This window comes from Olsenella sp. kh2p3 (assembly GCA_900119625.1).
Taxonomy (GTDB): Bacteria; Actinomycetota; Coriobacteriia; order Coriobacteriales; family Atopobiaceae; genus Tractidigestivibacter.
Window position 1 is genome coordinate 25,427 of sequence record FPKD01000005.1, and the last position, 20,328, is coordinate 45,754.

Consider the following 20,328-nt stretch of genomic DNA (forward strand, 5'->3'; position numbering starts at 1 on the left):
CTAGAGGTCTATCCAGAGAGGGGTCGCCATGACAGGAAGCGAGAGCCACGAAGGCGTCGTCGACGCAATTCTTCAGCGCTACAAGGACCTTTCCGACGCCGAAAAGGCCGTTGCAGACTTTATCCTCACGCACAAGGGAACGGTTTCGTCCCTCTCGGCGGTCGAGATCGCCCGTCTTTCGGGCATCTCCAACACAACGGTCTCGCGCTTCGTCCGCTCGCTCGGCTACGCAAGCTTCGCCGACATGCGCTACGCCCTCGCGCGCGAGGAGACCGCCAGCAAGGAGCGCTCGTTCGACGACTCCCGCGGCATAGGCCTCTCCGACGTCCAGGGCTCGCTCGACTACGTGCTCGAGACCAAGATCGAGGAGCTGAGAAGCACGTTTGCCGCGCTTAGCGAGGAAAGCGTCGTCAAGGCAGTGGGCATCCTCTCCTCCGCCCGCATCGCGATGTTTGTGGGCGTGGGCAGCTCCCTTCCCGTCGCGCAGGGCTCCGCCATCAAGTTCTCGCAGGCGGGCGTCAACGCCATCTCCCCCTCCACGAGCGACGGCGCCATGATCACCGCCTCGCTCATGCAGCCGGACGACTGCCTGGTGGTCATCTCGAACTCCGGCCGTTCGGACCGCCTGCGCAAGATCATGAGCAACGCCATCGACCGAGGCGTCTCCACCATCGTGATCACGCGCAACGCAGAGTCGCCGCTCGCCGAGCGCGCGGACGTCGTCCTCAAGGTGGTCTCGCGCGACCACCTGCTCGTGAACGACTTCGACTTCTCCCACAACTCCATCAACTACGTGCTGGAATCGCTTCTGCTGCTGCTCTTCCACAGCTCGCGAGACGCCAACGAGTACAACCTCGAGCTCTTCAACCGCACCATCGCAAGCGAGAAGGAAGGCTAGCGAGAAGCCCAAAGCGCAAGCTACTGGTACGCCTACGGGCGGCGCTTCCCCAAGGGGCGCCGCCCGCATCTTGTGTCATCGCATCATGGAGATAGGCTTCGCAACGCGCTCGCAGGCATGCACATACCACTGACGGAAAATCGTTTTCACAAAAATCGTTACATATGGCATGCTTTTTTACGAAAAACGGCACAGATGCCGGAAGAGCTGGTCGCGCGGAGAGTCGCGGGGGCGACCGTTGCCACGCGACCAGCAATCACGCAGTTGGAGGGAGCAATCGGATGGGGATAGAACAGAAGCAGGTCACGCGCCGCGGTGCTGTGGCCCTCGCACTGTCTGCCGGCCTCGGCCTGACGGGCATGCACGGCGTAGCTGATTCCTGGAGAGGAACCATCGACTCTGCGCTGGGCACGACAAGCACCGAGCAGACCGCGGACGACAAGTTCGCGCCAAGCATCGCCACGACGGATGACCTGGTGAAGGCCCACGAGGAGCTGGGCCGTCGCGTTGGCCAGGAGGGCACCGTCCTCATGAAGAACGAGGGCCAGGCGCTGCCGCTTGCCAAGGGCTCCAAGGTCACGCTCCTTGGCATGGGCTCCATGTACCCCTTCCTGGGCGGCAAGATGGGGTCCACAATCACGACGGACGCCGCAGTCGACCTGGTGACCGCACTCGAGCAGGCAGACTTCGAGATTAACCCCACCATGACCGGCATCTACGAGACCCTGGGGTCCGTCGAGGACGCCGATGCCCCCAACCCGACGCCCTGGATGAAGTCTGTCGCCTACAAGTACCGCCCCGCCGGGTTCGCGACTCCGTACGTGCCCAACGAGCCCTCCTTTGACACCTACGTAAGCGAGGGCGGCGCGAGCGAGGACTTTGCCAGCAGCTTTGCCGAGTACGGCGACGCGGCAATCGTGGTGCTCTCCCGTCCCGGCTCCGAGGGCAGCGACTACTATCCCGGTGCCACCGGCATCGATGCCGAGACCTACGGCACAAAGAACCCGCTGGGCATCTGCACCAACGAGCGCGCGCTCATCCAGCTTGCCGAGGAGAACTTCGACAAGGTCATCGTGATGGTGAACAGTGGCTCGACCATGGAGCTGGGCGACCTCAAGGATGACCCCAAGATCTCGGCAATCATGAACATCGGTTTCCCCGGCGCCTACGGCACGCTGGGAATCGCGGACATCCTCAACGGCACCGTGAGCCCCTCCGGCTGCCTGGCGGACACCTATGCCACGGACACCGCCATGGCTCCGGCGTCGCAGAACTTCGGCTCCATCAAGATCGCCGACACGTCGATGGTCACCTGGCCCGACTCCCGCATGGGCGCCATGGGCACCGACATCGCCGGCGGCTTCCTCGGCGGAGAGAACAGCACCGCGTCCGCCTACTACGTGGTCGAGGCCGAGGGCATCTACACGGGCTACAAGTACTACGAGACCCGCTACTACGATTCCGTCATTGGGGCGGGCAACGCAACAGGCGCGGCCGGCGCGTCCAACGGCGCCTCCTCGTGGAACTACGACAACGAGGTTGTGTATCCGTTTGGCTATGGCCTCTCCTACACCACCTTCCAGCAGACGCTCGACGACGTCCAGGTGAACGCAGACGAGAAGACCGTCACTGCCAAGGTCACCGTAACCAACACCGGTTCTGTTGCAGGCAAGCACGCCGTCCAGCTCTACGTCTCGGCGCCTTACACGGACTACGACAAGAAGGCTGGTGTCGAGAAGTCCGCCATCCAGCTCATTGGCGTTGCCAAGACCGACGAGCTCAAGCCCGGCGACGACCAGCAGCTCACCATCACCGCTGACCTCTACGACATGGCAAGTTGGGACTCCAGCGCCAAGGGCGGCAACGGTGGCTGGATCCTCGATGGCGGCGACTACTGCTTTGTCCTGGGCGAGGGTGCCCACGATGCCGTGAACAACGTGCTGGCGGCGCAGGGCAAGGGCACCACGGGCGACACCTCCCAGGCGAGCATCAAGCCCCTTGGCTCCGAGGGCTCCGTTGACGAGTCGACGCTCGCCAAGTCCAAGAACGGCACCGAGATCGCAAACCAGCTCGCAAGCGCCGACGTGAACTACTACCAGCCCGGCTACGCCACGCAGCTCTCGAGGAGCGACTGGAACGGCACCTTCCCGCGCACCTACGATGACCTCACCATTGGTGGTGACAAGCAGGAGGAGTGGGTCAAGAACCTCTGCTGCGAGGAGTACCAGATCACGCAGAACGGCGAGGTCGCAGACGTTGACGGTGCCCCTGCCGGCCTCACCCTCTCAAGTCTCGCGGGCGATGACAACATCGACGACGCCCAGTGGGACAAGCTCGTCGACGAGATCCCCGTGGACACCCTCTTTGCGAAGATCATCAAGGGTGGCAGTCAGTCCGACGTTATCCCCGAGATCGAGAACCCCGTGGTCTACCAGAACGACGGCCCCAACGGCTTTGGCACCACGCTCTCTGGCCGCGGCCTGCACACCGACGACGCCAACGCTGCCTACGTCCTCAACACCATGGCAAACGAGACGACCATCGCGAGCACCTTCAGCGAGGACATTGCCAAGAGCTGGGGCGAGCTTCTCGGCAACGACGGCCTCTGGAGCGGCAACTACCTCCTGTGGGGCGCTGCGGCGAACCTGCACCGCTGCCCCTACAACGGCCGTAACTTCGAGTACTACTCCGAGGATCCGGTGCTCTCGAGCCTCATGTCCGCGCGTACGGTCGAGGGCGCGCTCGAGTACGGCATCATCATCGGCCCCAAGCACTTTGCCTTCAACGACCAGGAGACCAAGCGCGCCGGCGTTGCCCCGTACATGACCGAGCAGAAGGCCCGCGAGGGCGAGCTCCGCGCGTTCCGCGCCTCCTTCGAGGACGCTGGCGCCCTCGGCATCATGACCGCCTTCGGTAGGATCGGCGCAACTCCCGTCAACGGCTCCTGGGGGCTTCTCCGCAACATCCTGCGAGGCGAGTGGGGATTCAAGGGCCTCATGTCGACCGACATGGTGAACAACCCCGGCTATTTCCGCCCGGAGACGTGCATCTACGGCGGCGTCACGATGATGGCTGACTTCTCGACCGACGAGACCCTCACCGATGTCCAGGAGAGCTGGCCGTACATGACCCACGACCTCATCGCCAGCGACGCGACGCTCGTCGAGTATGCCCGCCAGAACATGAAGTACCAGCTCTACGCATTTGCCCAGAGCGCTGCGCAGAACATCAAGACCGTGCGAGTGACGCCCTGGTGGGAGATGGCGCTCAACGGCGCCACGGTGGCCGGCTACGGACTTGCCGCAGTGTTTGGTGCGCTCTACGTCCGCGATGCCGTCAAGGGTGCGCATGACGCCACGGAAGCCAAGGAGGAGAACTAATGGGATCTGCCAAGAAGTCCATGGGGGCAGCTGGCGTCTTCTACGCCATCGTCTGCCTGCTGAGCATCGTGACGTTCGTGCTCTACGTGATGAACGCGACCCGCGCGTACTACGTCGACCTCAATCCGGTCATCGCGGCGCTGCTTGTTGTGGCGATTGTCGCGGAGGTGGTTGTCCTTGCCATCGGTCGCGGAAAGGGGAGCCCTGCGACGGCCATCCTCTCTGACGTGCTGCGGGTTGTTGTCCCCTGCTGCCTTGTGGTTGCCGGCGTGATGTTTATCTCCGCGCGCGTCGAGTCTCTGGCGCAGGTCCTTGGCTCGAACCTCGAGCTTGGCAACGTGGAGGCGCACGAGGCAGCGACCCAGGCCGTTGCGGTTATCGTCGTGTCGCTGGTGACCTGGCTCGTCTCCGTGGTTGCCGCCTTCATCGGCCGCGGCAAGAGCGCAAGGTAGGGCCCTTGGCCGACGGGCGTTCGTCGGCGAGAATTGACCATACTGGGCGGGCAGGGGATGCGTCCCGTGCCCGCCCATTCCGTGAAGTGGGGGATGGCATGCTGAGGCTACGACGTTTTGCCTGCGAGGGCCTTGAGAGCGGTTGCGTGACCGACGAGAGCCGCCCGAGGTTCTCCTTCGCCTTCGAGAGCGATCGCAACGGCGCGAGCCTGCGCGAGGTCACGCTCGAGGCCAACGGGTGGACCTGGCGCGGCACCGGCAGGGCCTCTGTGCGCTATGACGGTGAGCCCCTCTCGCCCTGCACCGTCTACCAGGCACGCGTTTGCGCGACCGATGACGCCGGCGAGTCCTGCGAGGGTACGCTGGAGTTCGAGACGGGGCTTCTCGGCGGAACCTGGGACGCGCAGTGGATAAGCGACGCCGCCTACCACTTTGACGAGAAGGGTGTGGCGCCTGTGCCCATGGTCTTCAGGTACGGCTTCCCGCTTGGCGGCAAGGTGCGCCGCGCTCGCCTCTACGCCACGGCGATGGGCATCTACGACGTTGAGCTCAACGGCCGGCGCGTGGGGGAGCGCTACTTTGCGCCCGGCTTCACCTCGTACGGCTCTACGCTGCAGTACCAGACCTATGACGTGACGGAGCAGCTGGGCGCGACGAACGAGCTGGTGGTGACCGTTGCCGGCGGCTGGGCGGTGGGGCCCTTCTCCTACACGCGCGCGAACCGCGTCACCGCAGACAGGCAGGCGCTCCTCCTTGAGGTGCGCGTGGAGTTCGAGGACGGCACCACGCAGGTCCTGGGCACCGGCGAGGACTGGGAGGTCACCGAGGACGGGCCGTGCCGCATGGCCTGCTTCTACGACGGCGAGACCTACGACGCCCGCGTGAGCCTGGACGACGCGGCCTGGCGGCCCGCCGTGCGCGAGTCCCTGCGCGTGAGCCCGGTCCTTCTCGCCGATGATGGCGCTCCTGTCTGCGCCCACGAGCTCATGCGCCCCGTGAGCTGCACCAAGGTTGGAGACGAGCTGGTCTATGACTTTGGGCAGAACTTCGCGGGCGTCGTGGACCTCGTGGTGGACGGGCACGACGGCCAGACCGTCACGGTGCGCCACGCAGAGATCCTGAAGCCGGACGGCACGCTCAACACGGACTTCCTGCGCACGGCAAAGGCCACCGTCACGTACACCTGCCGGGAGGGGCGCCAGGAGTTTTCCCCGCGCCTCACCTACATGGGCTTTCGCTACGTCGCGGTGAGCGGCGCGGACGAGGCGAGCATCGAGGTGCGCGCCCGGGCGCTCTACTCGGACCTGCGCGCCACTGGCGAGTTTGGCTGCTCGGACGAGCGCCTCAACCGCCTGCAGGAGAACATCGTGTGGAGCTCCAAGTCCAACCTCATGGACATCCCCACCGACTGCCCGCAGCGAGACGAGCGCATGGGGTGGACCGGCGACATCGCCGTCTTTGCCCCAACTGCCTGCTACAACTTTGACATGGGGCGCTTCCTGCGCAAGTGGCTCCGCGACGTGCGGACTGAGCAGTACCGCACGGGCGGCATCCCCGTGACCGTCCCGTCGCAGGGCTTTGGCTTCCCCACGACGATTCCGCCCATGGCGGTGGACTTCTGGGGTGACGCCTGCGTCCTGGTGCCGTGGGCGCTCTACCAGGCAGAGGGCGACGTCGAGGTTCTGCGCGAGAACTTCGAGACCATGAAGCGCTACGTTGACGCCTGCCGCTTTTGGGCGGGATTTGGCATTGGCGACTACCGCTACGTCTGGCACACGCCCTCCGTGCTCCATTTTGGCGACTGGGTTGCCCCCGACGTGCCAAAGATGAGCCAGTGGCAGGGCCGCAGCAGGTGGACGGCGACGGCGAGCCTGCAGCACACGAGCGGCCTCGTGGCGCGCATCGCAGAGATCCTCGGCGAGAAGGACGCCGCCGAGAAGTACGGTCGCCTGAGCGAGCGCGTGACAAGGGCGTATAGAAACGTCTTCACCGATGGCCACGGTAGGCTCAAGAAGGAGTTCCAGACTGCCTACGTCCTGCCCATCCAGTTTGGCATGTTCCAGGGCGAGGAGCTGCACGCGGCCGTGGCGCGTCTTTCTCAGCTGGTCGAGCAGGGCGGGTACCGCATCGGCACGGGCTTCCCCGGCACCCCGTACATCCTCTTCGCCCTTGCGGACAACGGCGAGAAGGACGCAGCCTACAAGATGCTCGAGTGCATGGACTGCCCCTCGTGGCTCTACGAGGTGGTCCACGGGGCAACGACGATCTGGGAGCGCTGGGATGGCCTGGACGAGAGTGGCAACTGCCCCATCGGCGACGACGGCACGGACCAGATGATCTCGTACAACCACTACGCGAGCGGCGCGGTTGGTGACTTCCTCTACCGGCGAGTGGCGGGCCTGGAGCCGCTCGAGCCGGGATACCGCAGGTCACGCGTGCAGCCGCTCGTTGGGGGAGGCCCCCGGTCCGCTCACGGCGCGGTGGAGACGCCCTACGGCAGGCTTGCCAGCAGCTGGAAGCTCGATGGGACGGCCTTCTCGCTAGACGTCGAGGTGCCCCTGGGCACAACCTGCGAGGTCACGCTGCCCGACGGAAGCACACGCGAGGTTGGGTGCGGCAGGTACTCGTTTGCCTGCGAAGTGGAGGGTGCGCGATGAGGGGCCAATCGTTCAACGACGGATGGCGGTTCAGGCGGATTGCCGCCGCAGGCGAGCAGGACGCGCCATTCGAGGAGGTCACGCTTCCCCACGACGCGATGATTGGCGAGACGCGCAGCCCGCAGGCGGTCTCGGGCCGGAACAGCGGGTGGTTCGAGGGTCGCGACTACGAGTACGTCAAGACCTGGGTGCCGGCCAAAGATCTTCTCGGCAAGTCCCTTGCCCTCGAGTTCGAGGGGGTCTACCACCTTGCGCAGGTGTGGGTAGATGGGTCGCTCGTTGCCGAGAGACCCTATGGCTACACGAACTTCTACGTGGACCTTGGCGGGAGGGTTACACCTGGCAAGCCCTGTGAGCTGCGTGTTGTTGCGAAGAACTCCGACCAGCCCAACAGCCGCTGGTACTCGGGGGCGGGAATCTACCGCCCCGTCACGCTGTGGGTGGGCGAGCCGGTTCACCTGCGGCCAAACGGCATCGTGGTGCGAACGCTCTCGCTGGACGCAGGCCGTGCCCGCGTCGAGGTTGCGCTCGAGGCAACAGGCCCGGGCGTGGCGACGGTTGAGCTGCTCCCCGAGGCCTCCTCGGAGCCCGTCGCTGCCGGTAGCGTTGAGCTGGGCGCGGACGGCACCGGGTCGCTCGTACTCGACGTGAGCGCGCCGCGCGCCTGGTCGCCGGAACACCCGGACCTCTACCGCTGCAGCGTCGATTTTGCGTGCTCCGACGGCCGCACCGACCACGGCGAGACGTTCTGTGGCATCCGTACCCTTGCCTGGGGCGATGACGGGCTTCTTCTCAACGGCGACCGCGTCGTGCTGCGGGGTGCCTGCATCCACCACGACAACGGCGTGCTGGGCGCCCGCGCCTACGCCGACGCGGTTTGGCGCAAGGTCCTTCTCCTGCGCGAGCAGGGCTACAACGCCGTGCGCTCCGCACACAACCCGTGCTCCAAGGCGCTGCTCGACGCGTGTGACCACCTTGGGGTGCTGGTCATGGACGAGTACGTGGACCACTGGTACATCCACAAGACGCTTCACGACTACGTCGACTACTTCGATGCCTGGTGGCAGCGGGACCTGACGGACATGGTCGAGAAGGACCGCAACCACCCCAGCGTGGTGCTCTACTCGATTGGCAACGAGGTCGCCGAGACCGCCCAGGAGCGCGGCGTCCTTCTCACTCGCCAGATGGTCGAGCACCTGCATGCGCTTGATCCCACACGTCCCGTCACCTGCGGCGTCAACATCTTCTTCAACCTGTTGAGTTCGCTTGGGCTGGGCCAGTACTCCGACGAGAAGGCGCGGCGCGAGGCCGAGCAGGCCGCGCGCCAGGGCGCCACGCCCCACCGCGCGGTGGGAAGCGAGTTCTACAACAGGCTGGCCGGTCTTCTCGGCAAAGGTGTCATGAAGCTGGGGGCGGCGCTGCCCGCATGTGACCGCGTCACGCGTGACGCCTACGCGCAGATGGACGTTGCCGGCTACAACTACGGCATCGACCGCTACAACCACGACCTGCGGGCCTATCCGCACCGTCTGATCTTGGGCAGCGAGACCTTCTGCTCCGATGCGCAGCGGTTCAGCGACCTTGCCAAGAAGGAGCCTCGGCTCATCGGCGACTTTGTGTGGGCAGGTATGGACTACCTGGGCGAGACGGGCGTGGGAGCCTGGGAGTATGCCGACTACGCGCCTCGCGAGAGCGGGTTTGGCTGGCTCACGGCCGGTTCCGGTCGCGTGGACCTTACGGGCAAGCCTCTGGGGGAGGCCCTCTACACGCGGGTGGCGCTTGCCGGGGAGACGGGCCCCTACCTTGCCGTTTGCCCCGTGAACCACACGGGCGAGAGGCACTCGCCTAGCGCGTGGAAGATGTCCAACGCCATCGAGTCGTGGAGTTGGGACGACTGCGAGGGACGGGTCGCCAACGTCGAGGTGTACGCCCGTGCGCACTCGGTGGCGCTGCTTCTCAACGGTCGCGAGGTTGGCCGGAGGCTCCTCAAGGGGTCGTGCGTCGCACGGATGTCCTGCCGCTACGAGCCGGGTACGCTCGAGGCCGTCGCATTTGCCGAGGACGGCAGCGAGCTGGGGCGTCGCGTGCTGAGAAGCGCCGAGGGCCCAACGGAGCTGCGTGCGGAGGTCGAGTACGCCGGCGTGCCTGGGGGCTTCGTGCGCCGAGACGTGTGGCATGCCGGCGCTGCCGAGAAAGCCGTTGGCGTTGGCGCCGGCAGGCTGGCCTTTGTCCGCGTGCGCTACACCGGGGCGGCAGGCGAGACCCGGCCGCTCGCGAGGGGCGTGCTGAGGGCCTCGGTCGAGGGGGGAGACCTTCTCGGCTTTGGGTGCGCCTCGCCCTTCAACGAGGGAAGCTTTGTTACGGGAGAGACGCAGACCTACTTCGGCGAGGCGCTGGCGGTGGTGCAGCCGGCCCCGGGGTCGAGCCGCGTGCGCTTCTCCGCTACCGACGGAACGCTCTCGACGACGCTTGAAATCCCCGTCCTCCACTAGCAACGCGTCCCCCAGCGCCGACGACGGCGTTGGGGGACGCTACGTACCACCTCGTTCTTTAGCGGTATCTGTGAAACGGACTCGACGTTTGCCTAGGTCGCGAGAAACGCTTTTCACAGATACCGCTAAAGAACGATGAAGAGAGGGGGGCGGCGCCCGCGACGAGGGGGGCGCCGCCGGAGGGAATGGCGCTTGCGCTATGCCCGCTCGGCCACGGCCGCGGGGCTTTCGTTGCGCTCCTTCAGGGCTGCCTGCTCTGCCGGAAGGTTCTTCTCGACCGTGAAGAACAGGAGCAGGACTCCGCAGATGGCAAAGGCCACGGTCTCGACCCAGATGTAGCAGCCTGCGATCGCGGTCTGCGCCGCGGCGGACTGCGCAGCCACGCCCAGCGCGACATCGGCCGCCTGGTTGTAGTCAACGCTACCCAGGATGCCCGAGAAGATCGCGTTGCAGATGGGCGTCGCGGCGACGGCGATGCAGCTGTAGATGGACATGGTGAGGCCGTCGGTGCGGATGTGGTTCTTGTACTCGATGTGGTCGATCACGTCGGCGAGCATGGCGAGAATCATGTAGCCGAGCGGTGCGGAGCCAAGGCACTTGATGGCAACGCCTATGGCAACGGGCACGATGTTGCTCCCGCCTAGCCCGGCGATAATGCCTCCGACCACGCCGACCACCATGCCCACGATGCACACGCGCTGCTTGCCAAACTTGTTGCAGAGCGGGATCACAAAGAGGATGGCCGCCGCCATGGGAAGCGCGCCCATGATGCTGAGAAGCGACTGCGAAGCGCCCCAGGCCTCTGCGGTCCCAAAGAACCCGTTGTCGAGGACCCACTTGCAGAAGTACACCATCGAGCCGTTCTTGAAGGCGCCGCTGAACTGGTAGAGCAGGTAGGCAACGATGATGACCCACCACATGGGCTCGTGGGCAACGGAGGAGAGCTGGTGCGAGAGGGACGGCGCCTCCTTCTTCTCGCCCTCGGCCTGCGATGCGCTCACCTCCTCGGTGATGCGCTCGCGCGTGAAGCGAAACTGCAGGTAGACGGTAATGAGGGTGAAGAGGGCGATGGCGGACATCGCAAGGAGCCAGAGGTTCTGGTCCTCCTTGAGGAAGAACGAGACGAGGATGGGGAAGACCATCGTGCCGGCGCCCATGACGCCAAATCCCGCGATGTTGGTGAAGGAGGCCATGGTCCCGCGCTTCTCGGTGTCGCGCGTGGAGACCGCGACCAGCGTCGAGTTGGCGGTGTTGTAGATGGGGTAGGCCACCGAGTAGTACAGGTTGAAGGCGATGGCGATCCACACCATGCGCGCGGCGCCCTCAAACGGCACGAAGAACATGAGCAACGTGGACACCGTTAGGGTGAGGGCGGAAAGCAGGATCCACGGGCGCGCCTTGCCGGCAAGGCAGTGCGTGTGCTCGATGAGCTGGCCGACCATGAGGTTTGCTATGACGATAAGAACGGTCGAGATAAGTTGCAGAGCCGTGAGGAACGAGAGGTCGAGCCGCAGGACGTCGGTGAAGTAGTTCTGCAGCTGGCTTGTGAAGATGCCGCTGGCGAGAAGACCGCCGAACGGGCCGAGGAAGTAGCCAAAGATCACCTCGGGCGGTGTGACGCGGTCGCGCTTTGCAAGCGAGCTGGTAAATGGGCTAGACCAGAAGCCCTTGTCCTTCTCGTCCGTCGACGTGTTGTCTGTCATGTGCTCCCCCTGTCCTGCATTTTGGGCCGGTGGCCCGCAATGATGACGAATCCGACACAATCTCATTGTGGGATATGTTACCAAGAAATATAAAAGTCATGAAAACGATTTGCAGACGGTCGAGTTCGCCCGGTGACAGGCGCTTCTGATCGGCTTGCGCGCCTGGAGGAACCGGTTAGAAAATACTTACCTACGTTTAGCGAAATTATGTGACTGATTACCAAATCCGAGGTCAACCCTTATGGTTCAGCAGGTATTGTAGTGCGTGACACAAGGACGGCACGCACTTGAGCGTACGTGAAGGAGAGTCCATGGCACTTCGCCACCTTGCAATAGACATTGGTGCTTCCAGCGGTCGCGCCATCGTGGGCGAGCTTGACGAGACGGGCCGGCTGCGCCTTACCGAGGTCCATCGCTTCGAGAACGGCCTCGTCCAGCGTGGCGGGCATCTGTGCTGGGACATCGACGCCCTGTGGGAGAGCGTGCTCGACGGGCTTGCCGCCGCGCACGAGCGGGGCCTCACGCCTGCCACAGTGGGCGTGGATACCTGGGGCGTGGACTTTGTCCTGCTCGACGGGAGCGACCGTCGCCTCGGCGAGGCCGTGGGCTATCGCGACGCCCGAACCCAGGGCGTGCGGGAGGAGCTAGAACGCACGGGCGTGCTGCCCTTCTCGGAGCACTACGCACGCACGGGCATCCAGTACCAGCCCTTCAACACGGCCTACCAGCTGTGGGCCCTCAAGCGCGAGCACCCCGAGCAGCTGGCGGCGGCGCGCACCTTCCTCATGGTGCCCGACTATCTCAACTTCCTGCTCTGCGGCGAGAAGGCCAACGAGTACACCAACGCATCGACTACGGCGCTGGTGGGGGCCACGTCGCGCGATTGGGACCGCGAGCTCCTCGGGCGTCTCGGCCTGCCGACAGACACCTTCCTGCCCGTTTCCATGTCGGGCTGCGCGCTGGGTCACCTGCGTCCGGAGGTCGCACGTCGCGTGGGCTTTGACGCGGAGGTGGTGCTTCCTGCCACGCACGACACGGGCTCGGCGTTCCTGGCTGTTCCCGCGCGAGACGATCGTGCCGCGTTTCTGAGCTCGGGTACCTGGAGCCTTCTTGGCACGGAGCTTGCGGCACCCGTGACCACGCCCAATAGCGCGGCGGCAAACTTTACGAACGAGGGCGGCTACCAGGCACGCTATCGCTACCTCAAGAACATCATGGGCCTCTGGATGATTCAATGCGTGCGTCGGGAGTCCGCGCGACCGGACGGTAGCCTTCCCACCTGGGGCGAGCTTGTCTCGGCGGCAAGCGACGCTCACGAGCAGGGCTTCCGTTCGACCGTGGACGCGGAGGACGAGCGCTTCCTCTCGCCGGACTCCATGGTGGCCGAGGTCCGTGCCGCGTGTGCGGAGGCTGGCCAGCCGGCGCCCGTCACCACGGGCGAGGTTGCCTGCACGGTCTACGACTCTTTGGCCACAGACTACGCGCGAACGGTGCGCCAGATGCAGGAGCTCACCGGCACCACGTTTACCAGCGTAAACGTGGTGGGTGGTGGCTCTGCCAACGCCTACCTCAACCAGGCCACGGCCAACGCCTGCGGCCTTCCCGTCTACGCCGGTCCCACCGAGGGAACCGCGCTTGGCAACCTCATCGTGCAGATGATCCACACGGGCGAACTGGCGGATCTTGCCTCTGCCCGCGCGGCAATCGCAAGAAGCTTTGACATCAAGGAGGTACTACCCCATGAGTGACGCAAGCACCACGTCCGCGCAGGCCACGGCCTACGAGACTGCCCGCGCACGCTACGCCGCCTGCGGCATTGACACCGAGGCCGCGCTCGCGCGTCTGGCAGCCAAGCCCATCTCGATGCACTGCTGGCAGGGCGACGACGTCCAGGGCTTCGACCAGGGCGACAACCCCGCGTCGGGCGGCATCATGACCACGGGCAACTACCCCGGCCGCGCCCGCAACTTCGAGGAGCTCACGGCGGACTTCGCCTACGCCGCAAGCCTCATCCCTGGCGCCAAGCGCGTGAACCTGCACGCGAGCTACGCGGTCTTCTCGGCAACCAACCCCTGGCACGACCGCGACCAGCTCACCTACGAGGACTTCCGCCCCTGGGTTGAGTGGGCGCGCGAGAAGGGCTTTGGCATCGACTTCAACCCCACGTTTTTCTCGCACCCGCGCGTGAGCCACGGCCTCACCGTGAGCTCGCCGGACGAGGAGACCCGCGAGTTCTGGATTCGCCACGCCATCTGCTGCCGCCAGATCGCCGAGAGGATCGGCGAGGAGCTGGGTGACGAGGTCCTTCTCAACTTCTGGATCCCCGACGGCCTGAAGGACACGCCCACCGACCGCTACGGCCTGCGCAAGAACCTGGTGGACGCGCTTGACCGCATCTACGCCGAGCCCGCGCCGCACGTGGTGGACGCCTTCGAGCAGAAGGTCTTTGGCCTTGGCGTCGAGGGCTTCACGGTGGGCGACCAGGAGCTCTACGAGGGCTGGGCAGCACGCCACGGCGGGAGCGCCTGCGTGCTTCTCGACACCGGGCACTTCAACCCCACCGAGAACGTGGCCGACAAGCTCTCCGCGCTGGCGCTCTTCTTCGACCACCTGCCGCTGCACGTCACGCGCCCCATGCACTGGGACTCGGACCACGTGACCCTCTTCAACGACGACCTGCGCGAGCTTGCCGGCGAGATCGTGCGCGTGCCGGGCGCCTGGGAGAAGTCGATGATTGGCATGGACTTCTTCGACGCCGCCATCAACCGCATTGGCGCATGGGCCTGCGGCATGCGCTCCATGGAGAAGGCCCTGCTCTTCCAGCTGCTCCAGCCCACGGACCAGCTCAAGGAGCTGCAGAACACGTTCCAGGACTCGCGCAAGATGCTGGTGCTCGAGCAGTTCAAGTGCATGCCCTTTGGCGACGTGTGGGACGAGTACTGCCGCCGCGAGGGCGTGCCGCTCGAGGGCGAGCTGTGGGACAAGGTCAAGTCGTACGAGGACGACGTTCTGAGCACCCGCGCGTAGGCGCCTACGAGAAGGGAAGCAACACTCATGGCAATGGTTGATCTGGACTTTGTGCAGGGCTTTGTTCGCATGTGCAACGACGGCTGGCTGCAGGGCTGGCACGAACGCAACGGCGGGAACCTCACGTACCGTCTGAGCGAGAGGGACGTGGAGGTCGCGCGTCCGTTCTTTGGCGAGCCACGCGAGTGGCACGAGATCGGCGTTGCCCTGCCAAACCTGGCGGGGGAGTACTTCGTGGTGACGGGGTCGGGCAAGTACCTGAGGAACGTCATCCTCGACCCCGAGGCGAACATCGGCATCTGCGAGGTGGACGAGAAGGGCGAGCGCTGGCGCGTGGTGTGGGGCCTTCCCGGCGGAAGCGTGCCCACGAGCGAGTTCCCCACGCACCTCATGAACCACAGCGTGCGCAAGCGCGTGACCGGCGGCGCCAACCGCGTGATCTACCACTGCCACGCCACCAACGTGATTGCGCTCACCTACGTGCTGCCGCTCACCGACCGCGATTTCACGCGCGCGCTCTGGCAGAGCGCCACGGAGTGCCCGGTGGTCTTCCCCGAGGGTGTGGGCGTGGTGCCGTGGATGGTCCCCGGCGGCGTTGACATTGCGCGCGCCACGAGCAAGAAGATGGAGACCTACCAGGCCGCGATCTGGGCCATGCACGGGCTCTTCGTGAGCGGTCCGGACTTCGACGCTGCGTTTGGGCTTGCGCATACCATCGAGAAGAGCGCTGACGTCTACGTGCGCGTTCTCTCCTGCGGCGGCGTGCGCCAGACCATCACCGACGACGACCTGCGCGCCATCGCGCACGACTTTGGTGTGACGCTCAACCCGGCGATGCTCTAGGGGTTTGGCGCCCGGGGGTGCGGGCGGAGCGCCAGGCGGTGGCCTAGTCGATTGGCATCGAGACGACGATGAGCCTGGTGCCCCCCGCCGTGCTGGAGCTGACCGACCCACGGTGCGCGTCGACCACGCGCCTGGCAAGGCGGTCCAACTCGCGGCGCGTGACGCGCCTCTCGTCCTCGATCTGCTCCGCCTCGTAGCCCTGCGCCGAAATCGTGACCATGTCCCCGCGTCGCCTCACGATGAACGAGATGTCGCGCTGCGAGGGGTCGCCAACCATGCGCACCTGGTCGATCACAAGGTCAAGCACCCCGCCGACCAGCACGTATATCTCGGCCGGTCCCAGGAACGCCAGCGCCTCGCCGTCCGCGATGGGCGAGAGGCTCATCCCGTTCGACTCGCAGACAAGGCTCTTCTCGGTGAGCACGGTGTCCAGCGCCTCGTTGCCCGTGCGGATGATGGCATCGTAGTGGTTGACCTCGCTCACCATCTGCACGAGCAGTTCGTTTACCTGCGGATTGTCGAGCGCGCCCATCTGCCGCGCGGCCTCGGTGGTGCTGCGGACGATGTCGTGCATGCGTCGGTTGACCGCCTCGATGGAGAGCCTGCTCTCCTCGTACTGCCTGCTGCGCTCCTCAAGGATGTGACGGTCGACCGCCGCTTCGATCTCAAGGCGAGACCCAACCAGAGACCGGTACTCAAAGGCAAGGAGAAATGCGCAAAAGGCCAGGTGGACACAGCGCAACGCAAGAACGGTCGAAGTTGCAATCCCCTGGGATCCAAGCTGCTTGAGCAGGACGTCCAGCCCGATCACCGCAAGAATGCACATTCCAAAGGCGGGAAGCATGCGTCTGTCTGCCACAAGCTCGAGGCGACTCCTGCGCACTTTTCGAACAAACAGCAGGTAGAAGCCAATGTACGTGACGAGAAGAACCAGGTCGTCGGGAATGGCGGCGAGCGATTCAATCTGCGTCAGCCGCGCCGTGCCTCGGAGGACCCCCTGCACGCCGGTGGCGAACCCCTGTGCGGTGTAGCCGGCAGAGGAGCAGAAGAAGGCAGTCCAGACAGACGTCGAGAAGACCGCCCACACCGAAGCCGCCGAGAGCAAAAGGAGCGAGGCAAAGGTGAGGAGGTAGCCTGCAACGTCGACCGTCCCGTCTCCCCAGGACGCAATGAGGTGCAGGGCGACGGGCGAGAGAAGCGCGGCTACGACAAGTACGCGCAGGGGGAGGGGGACCTTGCGCGTTGGCAGTGCGTCTGCCAGAAGGAAGACGGGGATCTCGATCTGCAGCAGAAGCCAGAGCGGCCCGATCACGCCTGCTGCCCCTGCCGCCCCGGTCATACCGCTCATCTGGCCCCTCCCAGGGTGCCAAAGAACGCGTTGACCTTCTCGACCACAGACGTGCGCATGGTGCGGCCTACTGCGAAGGTGGTCCCGTCGAGAAGCACGACCTCAGAGGATCTGAACCGCTTGATCTGCGCCATGTTGACGATGGTCCCCCTCGAGACGCGCACGAACTGCATCGCGGGCAACCTCTCCTCCACCGAGGCGAGCGTTCCCCGCTCGACCGCCGTCTGCCCGTTGGTTAGATGGAACTGCAGGTCATGGCCGTGCGAGTCGATGTAGGCAATCTCCGAGACCCTCACCACGGTGATGCCGCCCTGGGTCTTGAGCACCAGGGAACGTGAGGCGTTTCTCTCCATCACGCGAAGCGCCTTGTCCATGCGCATGCAGAACGCCCCGTAGCTCACGGGCTTCACCATGAAGTCCAGCGCGTCGACCTCGTAGCCGCGAACTGCAAACTGGGCGAGGTTGGTTACAAAGATGATGGGCGTGGTGGCATCGAAGGTTCGCATGAGCGTCGCCGCCTCCATGCCGTCAAGGCCAGGCATCTCGATGTCCATGAGGATGAGGTCGGCCTTCTCGGAAAGCTCCGCCAGCGAGCGGGCGGAGTCCCGCCAGGTAACGGCAAGCTCCACGTCATGCTCGCGCGAGTAGCGCCTCACATGGGCGAGAAGCGACTGCGCGGCAGCCGGCGAGTCCTCAAGAAGCAGCACCTGATACACCAAAGCCCCCCTTCACGTGCGACAAACCCGATGGTACACGAGCCGAGAGTGGCTGCCTGCCCTTCTCGACAAGTGGCCGCTGGCGAGTAACGCCGTGTCGTTCGAAGCCAAAAGGCTACTGGTCGCGACGTGGTCGAGACGTGCCGTCCCACGCGAGGGAGGATGACCCTCGGAAGGTTGCGGGGTGGGACCCGCACGCACACGAGGAGGGAACATGGCAACAACTACCAGGAGGAACTTCATTCTTTCGTCTGCCTTGGCGGCGGCCTCGGCCACGGTGCTCGCGGCATGCGGGACCTCTGGCGAGGCGTCTGACGGCAAGCTGCCGGCTGCAGACTCGTACCCCATCAAGCCGGACGACTCCGGTACCAAGGCCAAGTGGAGCGAGGAGGAGAAGGACGGCTACAACCTGATCACCCAGTACGGCGGTGCGACCCTCTCGTACAGCCCCGAGTCTGGCCTGGGCATCATTCAAGTCGACGGCTATGCATTCAAGGACCTCAACGGCAACGGCGTGCTTGACCTCTTTGAGGACTGGCGCCAGAGTCCCCAGGATCGCGCGGCCGCATGGGCTAAGGAGCTTTCGGTCGACGACGAGCTTCCCCTCATGCTCCACTCCTCCGTCATGGTCGAGGAGGCCAAGGACCTCTCCGCCGGCGGTGAAATGGCCGTGAGCAATCAGTTTGACCTGGGCGTTCGCACGGCGCTGAGCTTTGCCACCCAGGGTGACGGCAAGTCGCAGTCCGACTGGAACAACGCCTGCCAGGCGTACTGCGAGGCCAAGCCCAACAGCATCCCGTTCAACCTCTCGACCAACCCGCGAGACTTCGGCAAGTTCCCCACGAACCTCTCGCTGGCCGCGAGCTTCGACCCTGAGCTTGCGAAGTCCGTCGCCGACCAGATCTCCAAGTGCTACCGCGCCGTGGGAGTCACCTGCCTGCTCGGGCCGCAGATCGACATGTGCGGCGAGCCCAGATGGAGCCGCATCACCGGAGCCTTTGGCGAGGACCCCGCTCTCTCGCGCGACCTCACGCGTGCCACCATCGATGGCCTGCAGTCCACGTACGTCGACGGCAAGGACACCGGTTGGGGAGCGGAGTCCGTCGGCACCCAGATGAAGCACTTCCCGGGTGACGGCGCCGGCGAGTCCGGCCGCGAGGCACACGGCGACTTTGGCAAGTTCAACGTCTACCCCGGCGACAACTTCAAGGCGACGCTCGTGAACTTCCTGGACGGCGGCCTCAAGCTGGACGACTCCACGGGTCAGGCCTCCGGCGCCATGACGTCGTACTCCATCGCGTACTCGAAGGACGAGGAGTACGGCGAGCTGGTCGGCTCGGCATACTCCAAGTTCAAGACTGGCATCCTGCGCGACCAGTGCGGCTACGACGGCCTGATCTGCTCGGACTGGGGCGTGACGGACGACCCCGGCGGCTTTGTCTCCACCCCCTGGGGCGTGACTGGCCTCACCAAGCCCGAGCGCTTCAAGAAGATCATCGACTGCGGCCTCGACCAGATTGGCGGCGGCTCTGACCTCGAGTCGCTCAAGGCGGCCTACGACATGCTCGTGAGCGAGCTTGGGCAGGACGGCGCAGACGAGCGCATCCGCGAGTCCGCGCGGCGCATCCTCGTCACCTACTTCGAGCCCGGCCTGGTCGACAACCCCTACACCGACTCAAAGGCAGCGGTCAAGCTGCTCGAGGGCGACGAGCTTGCCACGACCGCGCGCGACGCCGCCGACAAGTGCATCGTCCTTCTCAAGAACGAGGGCAACGTGATCTGCGAGCGCTCCCAGAAGCCCAAGGTCTACGTGCCGGTGAAGTACACGCCCGCCCAGGCGGCCGGTGCAACGGGCAACACGGCGACGGGCGCCACGATGAAGCTTCCCATCGAAGCGACCAAGGTCGCGGACTGCCTTGACATCGTGAGCGACACCATCGGCGACCCCACCGGCCCTGCTGACCAGGACGGGAAGCCCACCTACCAGGAGTCTGACCTCACGCGTCTCACTGCCGACCAGGTTGCGGACTGCGACTTCGCGATCGTCTTTGTCGACTCGCCTGCCACGGGCGACGGCGCCATCCCCAACGGCGACGGCTCCTACACCTACGTGCCCAAGACGCTCCAGTACCGTACCTACACGGCAGACGGAGCAAACGTGCGCAAGACCTCGATTGCGGGCGACAAGCTCGCTGACGGCAGCCAGGAGAACCGCGCGTACTTTGGCCGGTCCACGACCGCCCAGAACGAGAGTGATTTGGACTCCATCCTCAACACGGTCGAGCTCATGGCCGGCAAGCCCGTGGTGGTTGTCATCAACGCCAGCACGCCCATGGTCTTCTCCGAGTTCGAGGACAAGGTCCAGGGCATCGTGATGCACTTTGGCGCTGCCGACCTTCCGCTTGCCGACATCCTTGGCGGCAAGGTCGAGCCGAGTGGCCTCCTGCCCCTGCAGCAGCCTGCGGACATGGACACCGTCGAGGCGAATGACGAGGACGTGCCCCGCGACCTGGTGTGCCATGTCGATTCGGCGGGCAACGCCTACGACTTTGGCTTTGGCCTCGACTGGAAGGGCGTCATCGACGACGACCGCGTGACCACCTACGCGAAGGTTGCTCCGCTCACCGAGCCCCAGACGGTCTCGATTCAGCTGTAGGAACGCCCGGGCAGGCAGAACCCAGCAAGCAACGAAAAGCGCGGCGCCCCATCGATCCCGGTGGGGCGCCGTTCCCTCTCCCCGTTCTTTATCGGTATCTGTGAAACGGGGCCGGCGTTTGCCCAGGTCGCGAGAATCGCTTTTCACGGATACCGC

12 protein-coding genes are annotated in these 20,328 nt (G+C 65.1%); 9 read left to right on the top strand and 3 right to left on the bottom strand.

Features of this window, described 5'->3' with window-relative positions:
* The first annotated feature begins 28 nt into the window (after window positions 1-28).
* The 5 genes from BT122_RS06820 (at window position 29) to BT122_RS06840 (ending at window position 9,879) form a co-directional block, all read left to right on the top strand.
* Window positions 29-898 carry a MurR/RpiR family transcriptional regulator gene (locus tag BT122_RS06820; protein WP_072355227.1) on the top strand — a complete coding sequence of 290 codons (870 nt, stop codon included), beginning with the start codon at window positions 29-31 and terminating at the stop codon, window positions 896-898.
* 281 nt (window positions 899-1,179) lie between these two features.
* Entirely contained in the window at window positions 1,180-4,278 is a 3,099-nt protein-coding gene (locus BT122_RS06825) for a glycoside hydrolase family 3 C-terminal domain-containing protein (protein ID WP_072355228.1), read from the top strand.
* Window positions 4,278-4,730 carry a hypothetical protein gene (locus BT122_RS06830; protein ID WP_072355229.1) on the top strand — a complete coding sequence of 151 codons (453 nt, stop codon included), beginning with the start codon at window positions 4,278-4,280 and terminating at the stop codon, window positions 4,728-4,730. Before BT122_RS06825 ends, BT122_RS06830 begins: the two co-directional genes overlap by 1 nt.
* 98 nt (window positions 4,731-4,828) lie before the next feature.
* Window positions 4,829-7,387: an alpha-L-rhamnosidase gene (locus BT122_RS06835; RefSeq protein ID WP_072355230.1), complete on the top strand. Its 2,559-nt coding sequence runs from the start codon at window positions 4,829-4,831 to the stop codon at window positions 7,385-7,387.
* Complete coding sequence (locus BT122_RS06840; protein ID WP_072355231.1) at window positions 7,384-9,879, top strand: glycoside hydrolase family 2 TIM barrel-domain containing protein; 2,496 nt, start codon at window positions 7,384-7,386, stop codon at window positions 9,877-9,879. The genes BT122_RS06835 and BT122_RS06840 overlap by 4 nt, the downstream gene beginning before the upstream one ends.
* 197 nt (window positions 9,880-10,076) lie before the next feature.
* Here the strand turns inward: BT122_RS06840 and BT122_RS06845 are convergent, their stop codons facing one another.
* Window positions 10,077-11,582: an MFS transporter gene (locus tag BT122_RS06845; protein WP_072355232.1), complete on the bottom strand. Its 1,506-nt coding sequence runs from the start codon at window positions 11,580-11,582 to the stop codon at window positions 10,077-10,079.
* Between the two features lie 311 nt (window positions 11,583-11,893).
* Between BT122_RS06845 and rhaB the strand changes: the two genes are divergently transcribed.
* Genes rhaB through rhaD form a run of 3 tightly spaced genes read left to right on the top strand, consistent with a single transcriptional unit; the run spans window position 11,894 to window position 15,452 of the window.
* The gene (gene rhaB / locus BT122_RS06850; protein WP_072355233.1) at window positions 11,894-13,330 is read left to right on the top strand and encodes a rhamnulokinase; all 1,437 of its coding nucleotides are present in this window, start codon (window positions 11,894-11,896) and stop codon (window positions 13,328-13,330) included.
* Complete coding sequence (locus tag BT122_RS06855) at window positions 13,323-14,609, top strand: L-rhamnose isomerase (RefSeq protein ID WP_072355234.1); 1,287 nt, start codon at window positions 13,323-13,325, stop codon at window positions 14,607-14,609. The genes rhaB and BT122_RS06855 overlap by 8 nt, the downstream gene beginning before the upstream one ends.
* Window positions 14,610-14,636: 27 nt before the next feature.
* Window positions 14,637-15,452 carry a rhamnulose-1-phosphate aldolase gene (gene rhaD, locus BT122_RS06860; protein WP_072355235.1) on the top strand — a complete coding sequence of 272 codons (816 nt, stop codon included), beginning with the start codon at window positions 14,637-14,639 and terminating at the stop codon, window positions 15,450-15,452.
* Between the two features lie 43 nt (window positions 15,453-15,495).
* Here rhaD and BT122_RS06865 read toward each other — a convergent pair whose 3' ends face one another.
* Window positions 15,496-16,800 carry an ATP-binding protein gene (locus tag BT122_RS06865; protein WP_072355236.1) on the bottom strand — a complete coding sequence of 435 codons (1,305 nt, stop codon included), beginning with the start codon at window positions 16,798-16,800 and terminating at the stop codon, window positions 15,496-15,498.
* Window positions 16,797-17,516: a LytR/AlgR family response regulator transcription factor gene (locus BT122_RS06870; RefSeq protein ID WP_072355237.1), complete on the bottom strand. Its 720-nt coding sequence runs from the start codon at window positions 17,514-17,516 to the stop codon at window positions 16,797-16,799. Before BT122_RS06870 ends, BT122_RS06865 begins: the two co-directional genes overlap by 4 nt.
* Window positions 17,517-17,730: 214 nt before the next feature.
* Here BT122_RS06870 and BT122_RS06875 point away from each other — a divergent pair, with 214 nt between their 5' ends.
* Window positions 17,731-20,172, top strand: a complete 2,442-nt coding sequence (locus BT122_RS06875; RefSeq protein ID WP_083432368.1) for a glycoside hydrolase family 3 N-terminal domain-containing protein — start codon at window positions 17,731-17,733, stop codon at window positions 20,170-20,172.
* The last annotated feature ends 156 nt before the right edge of the window (window positions 20,173-20,328 follow it).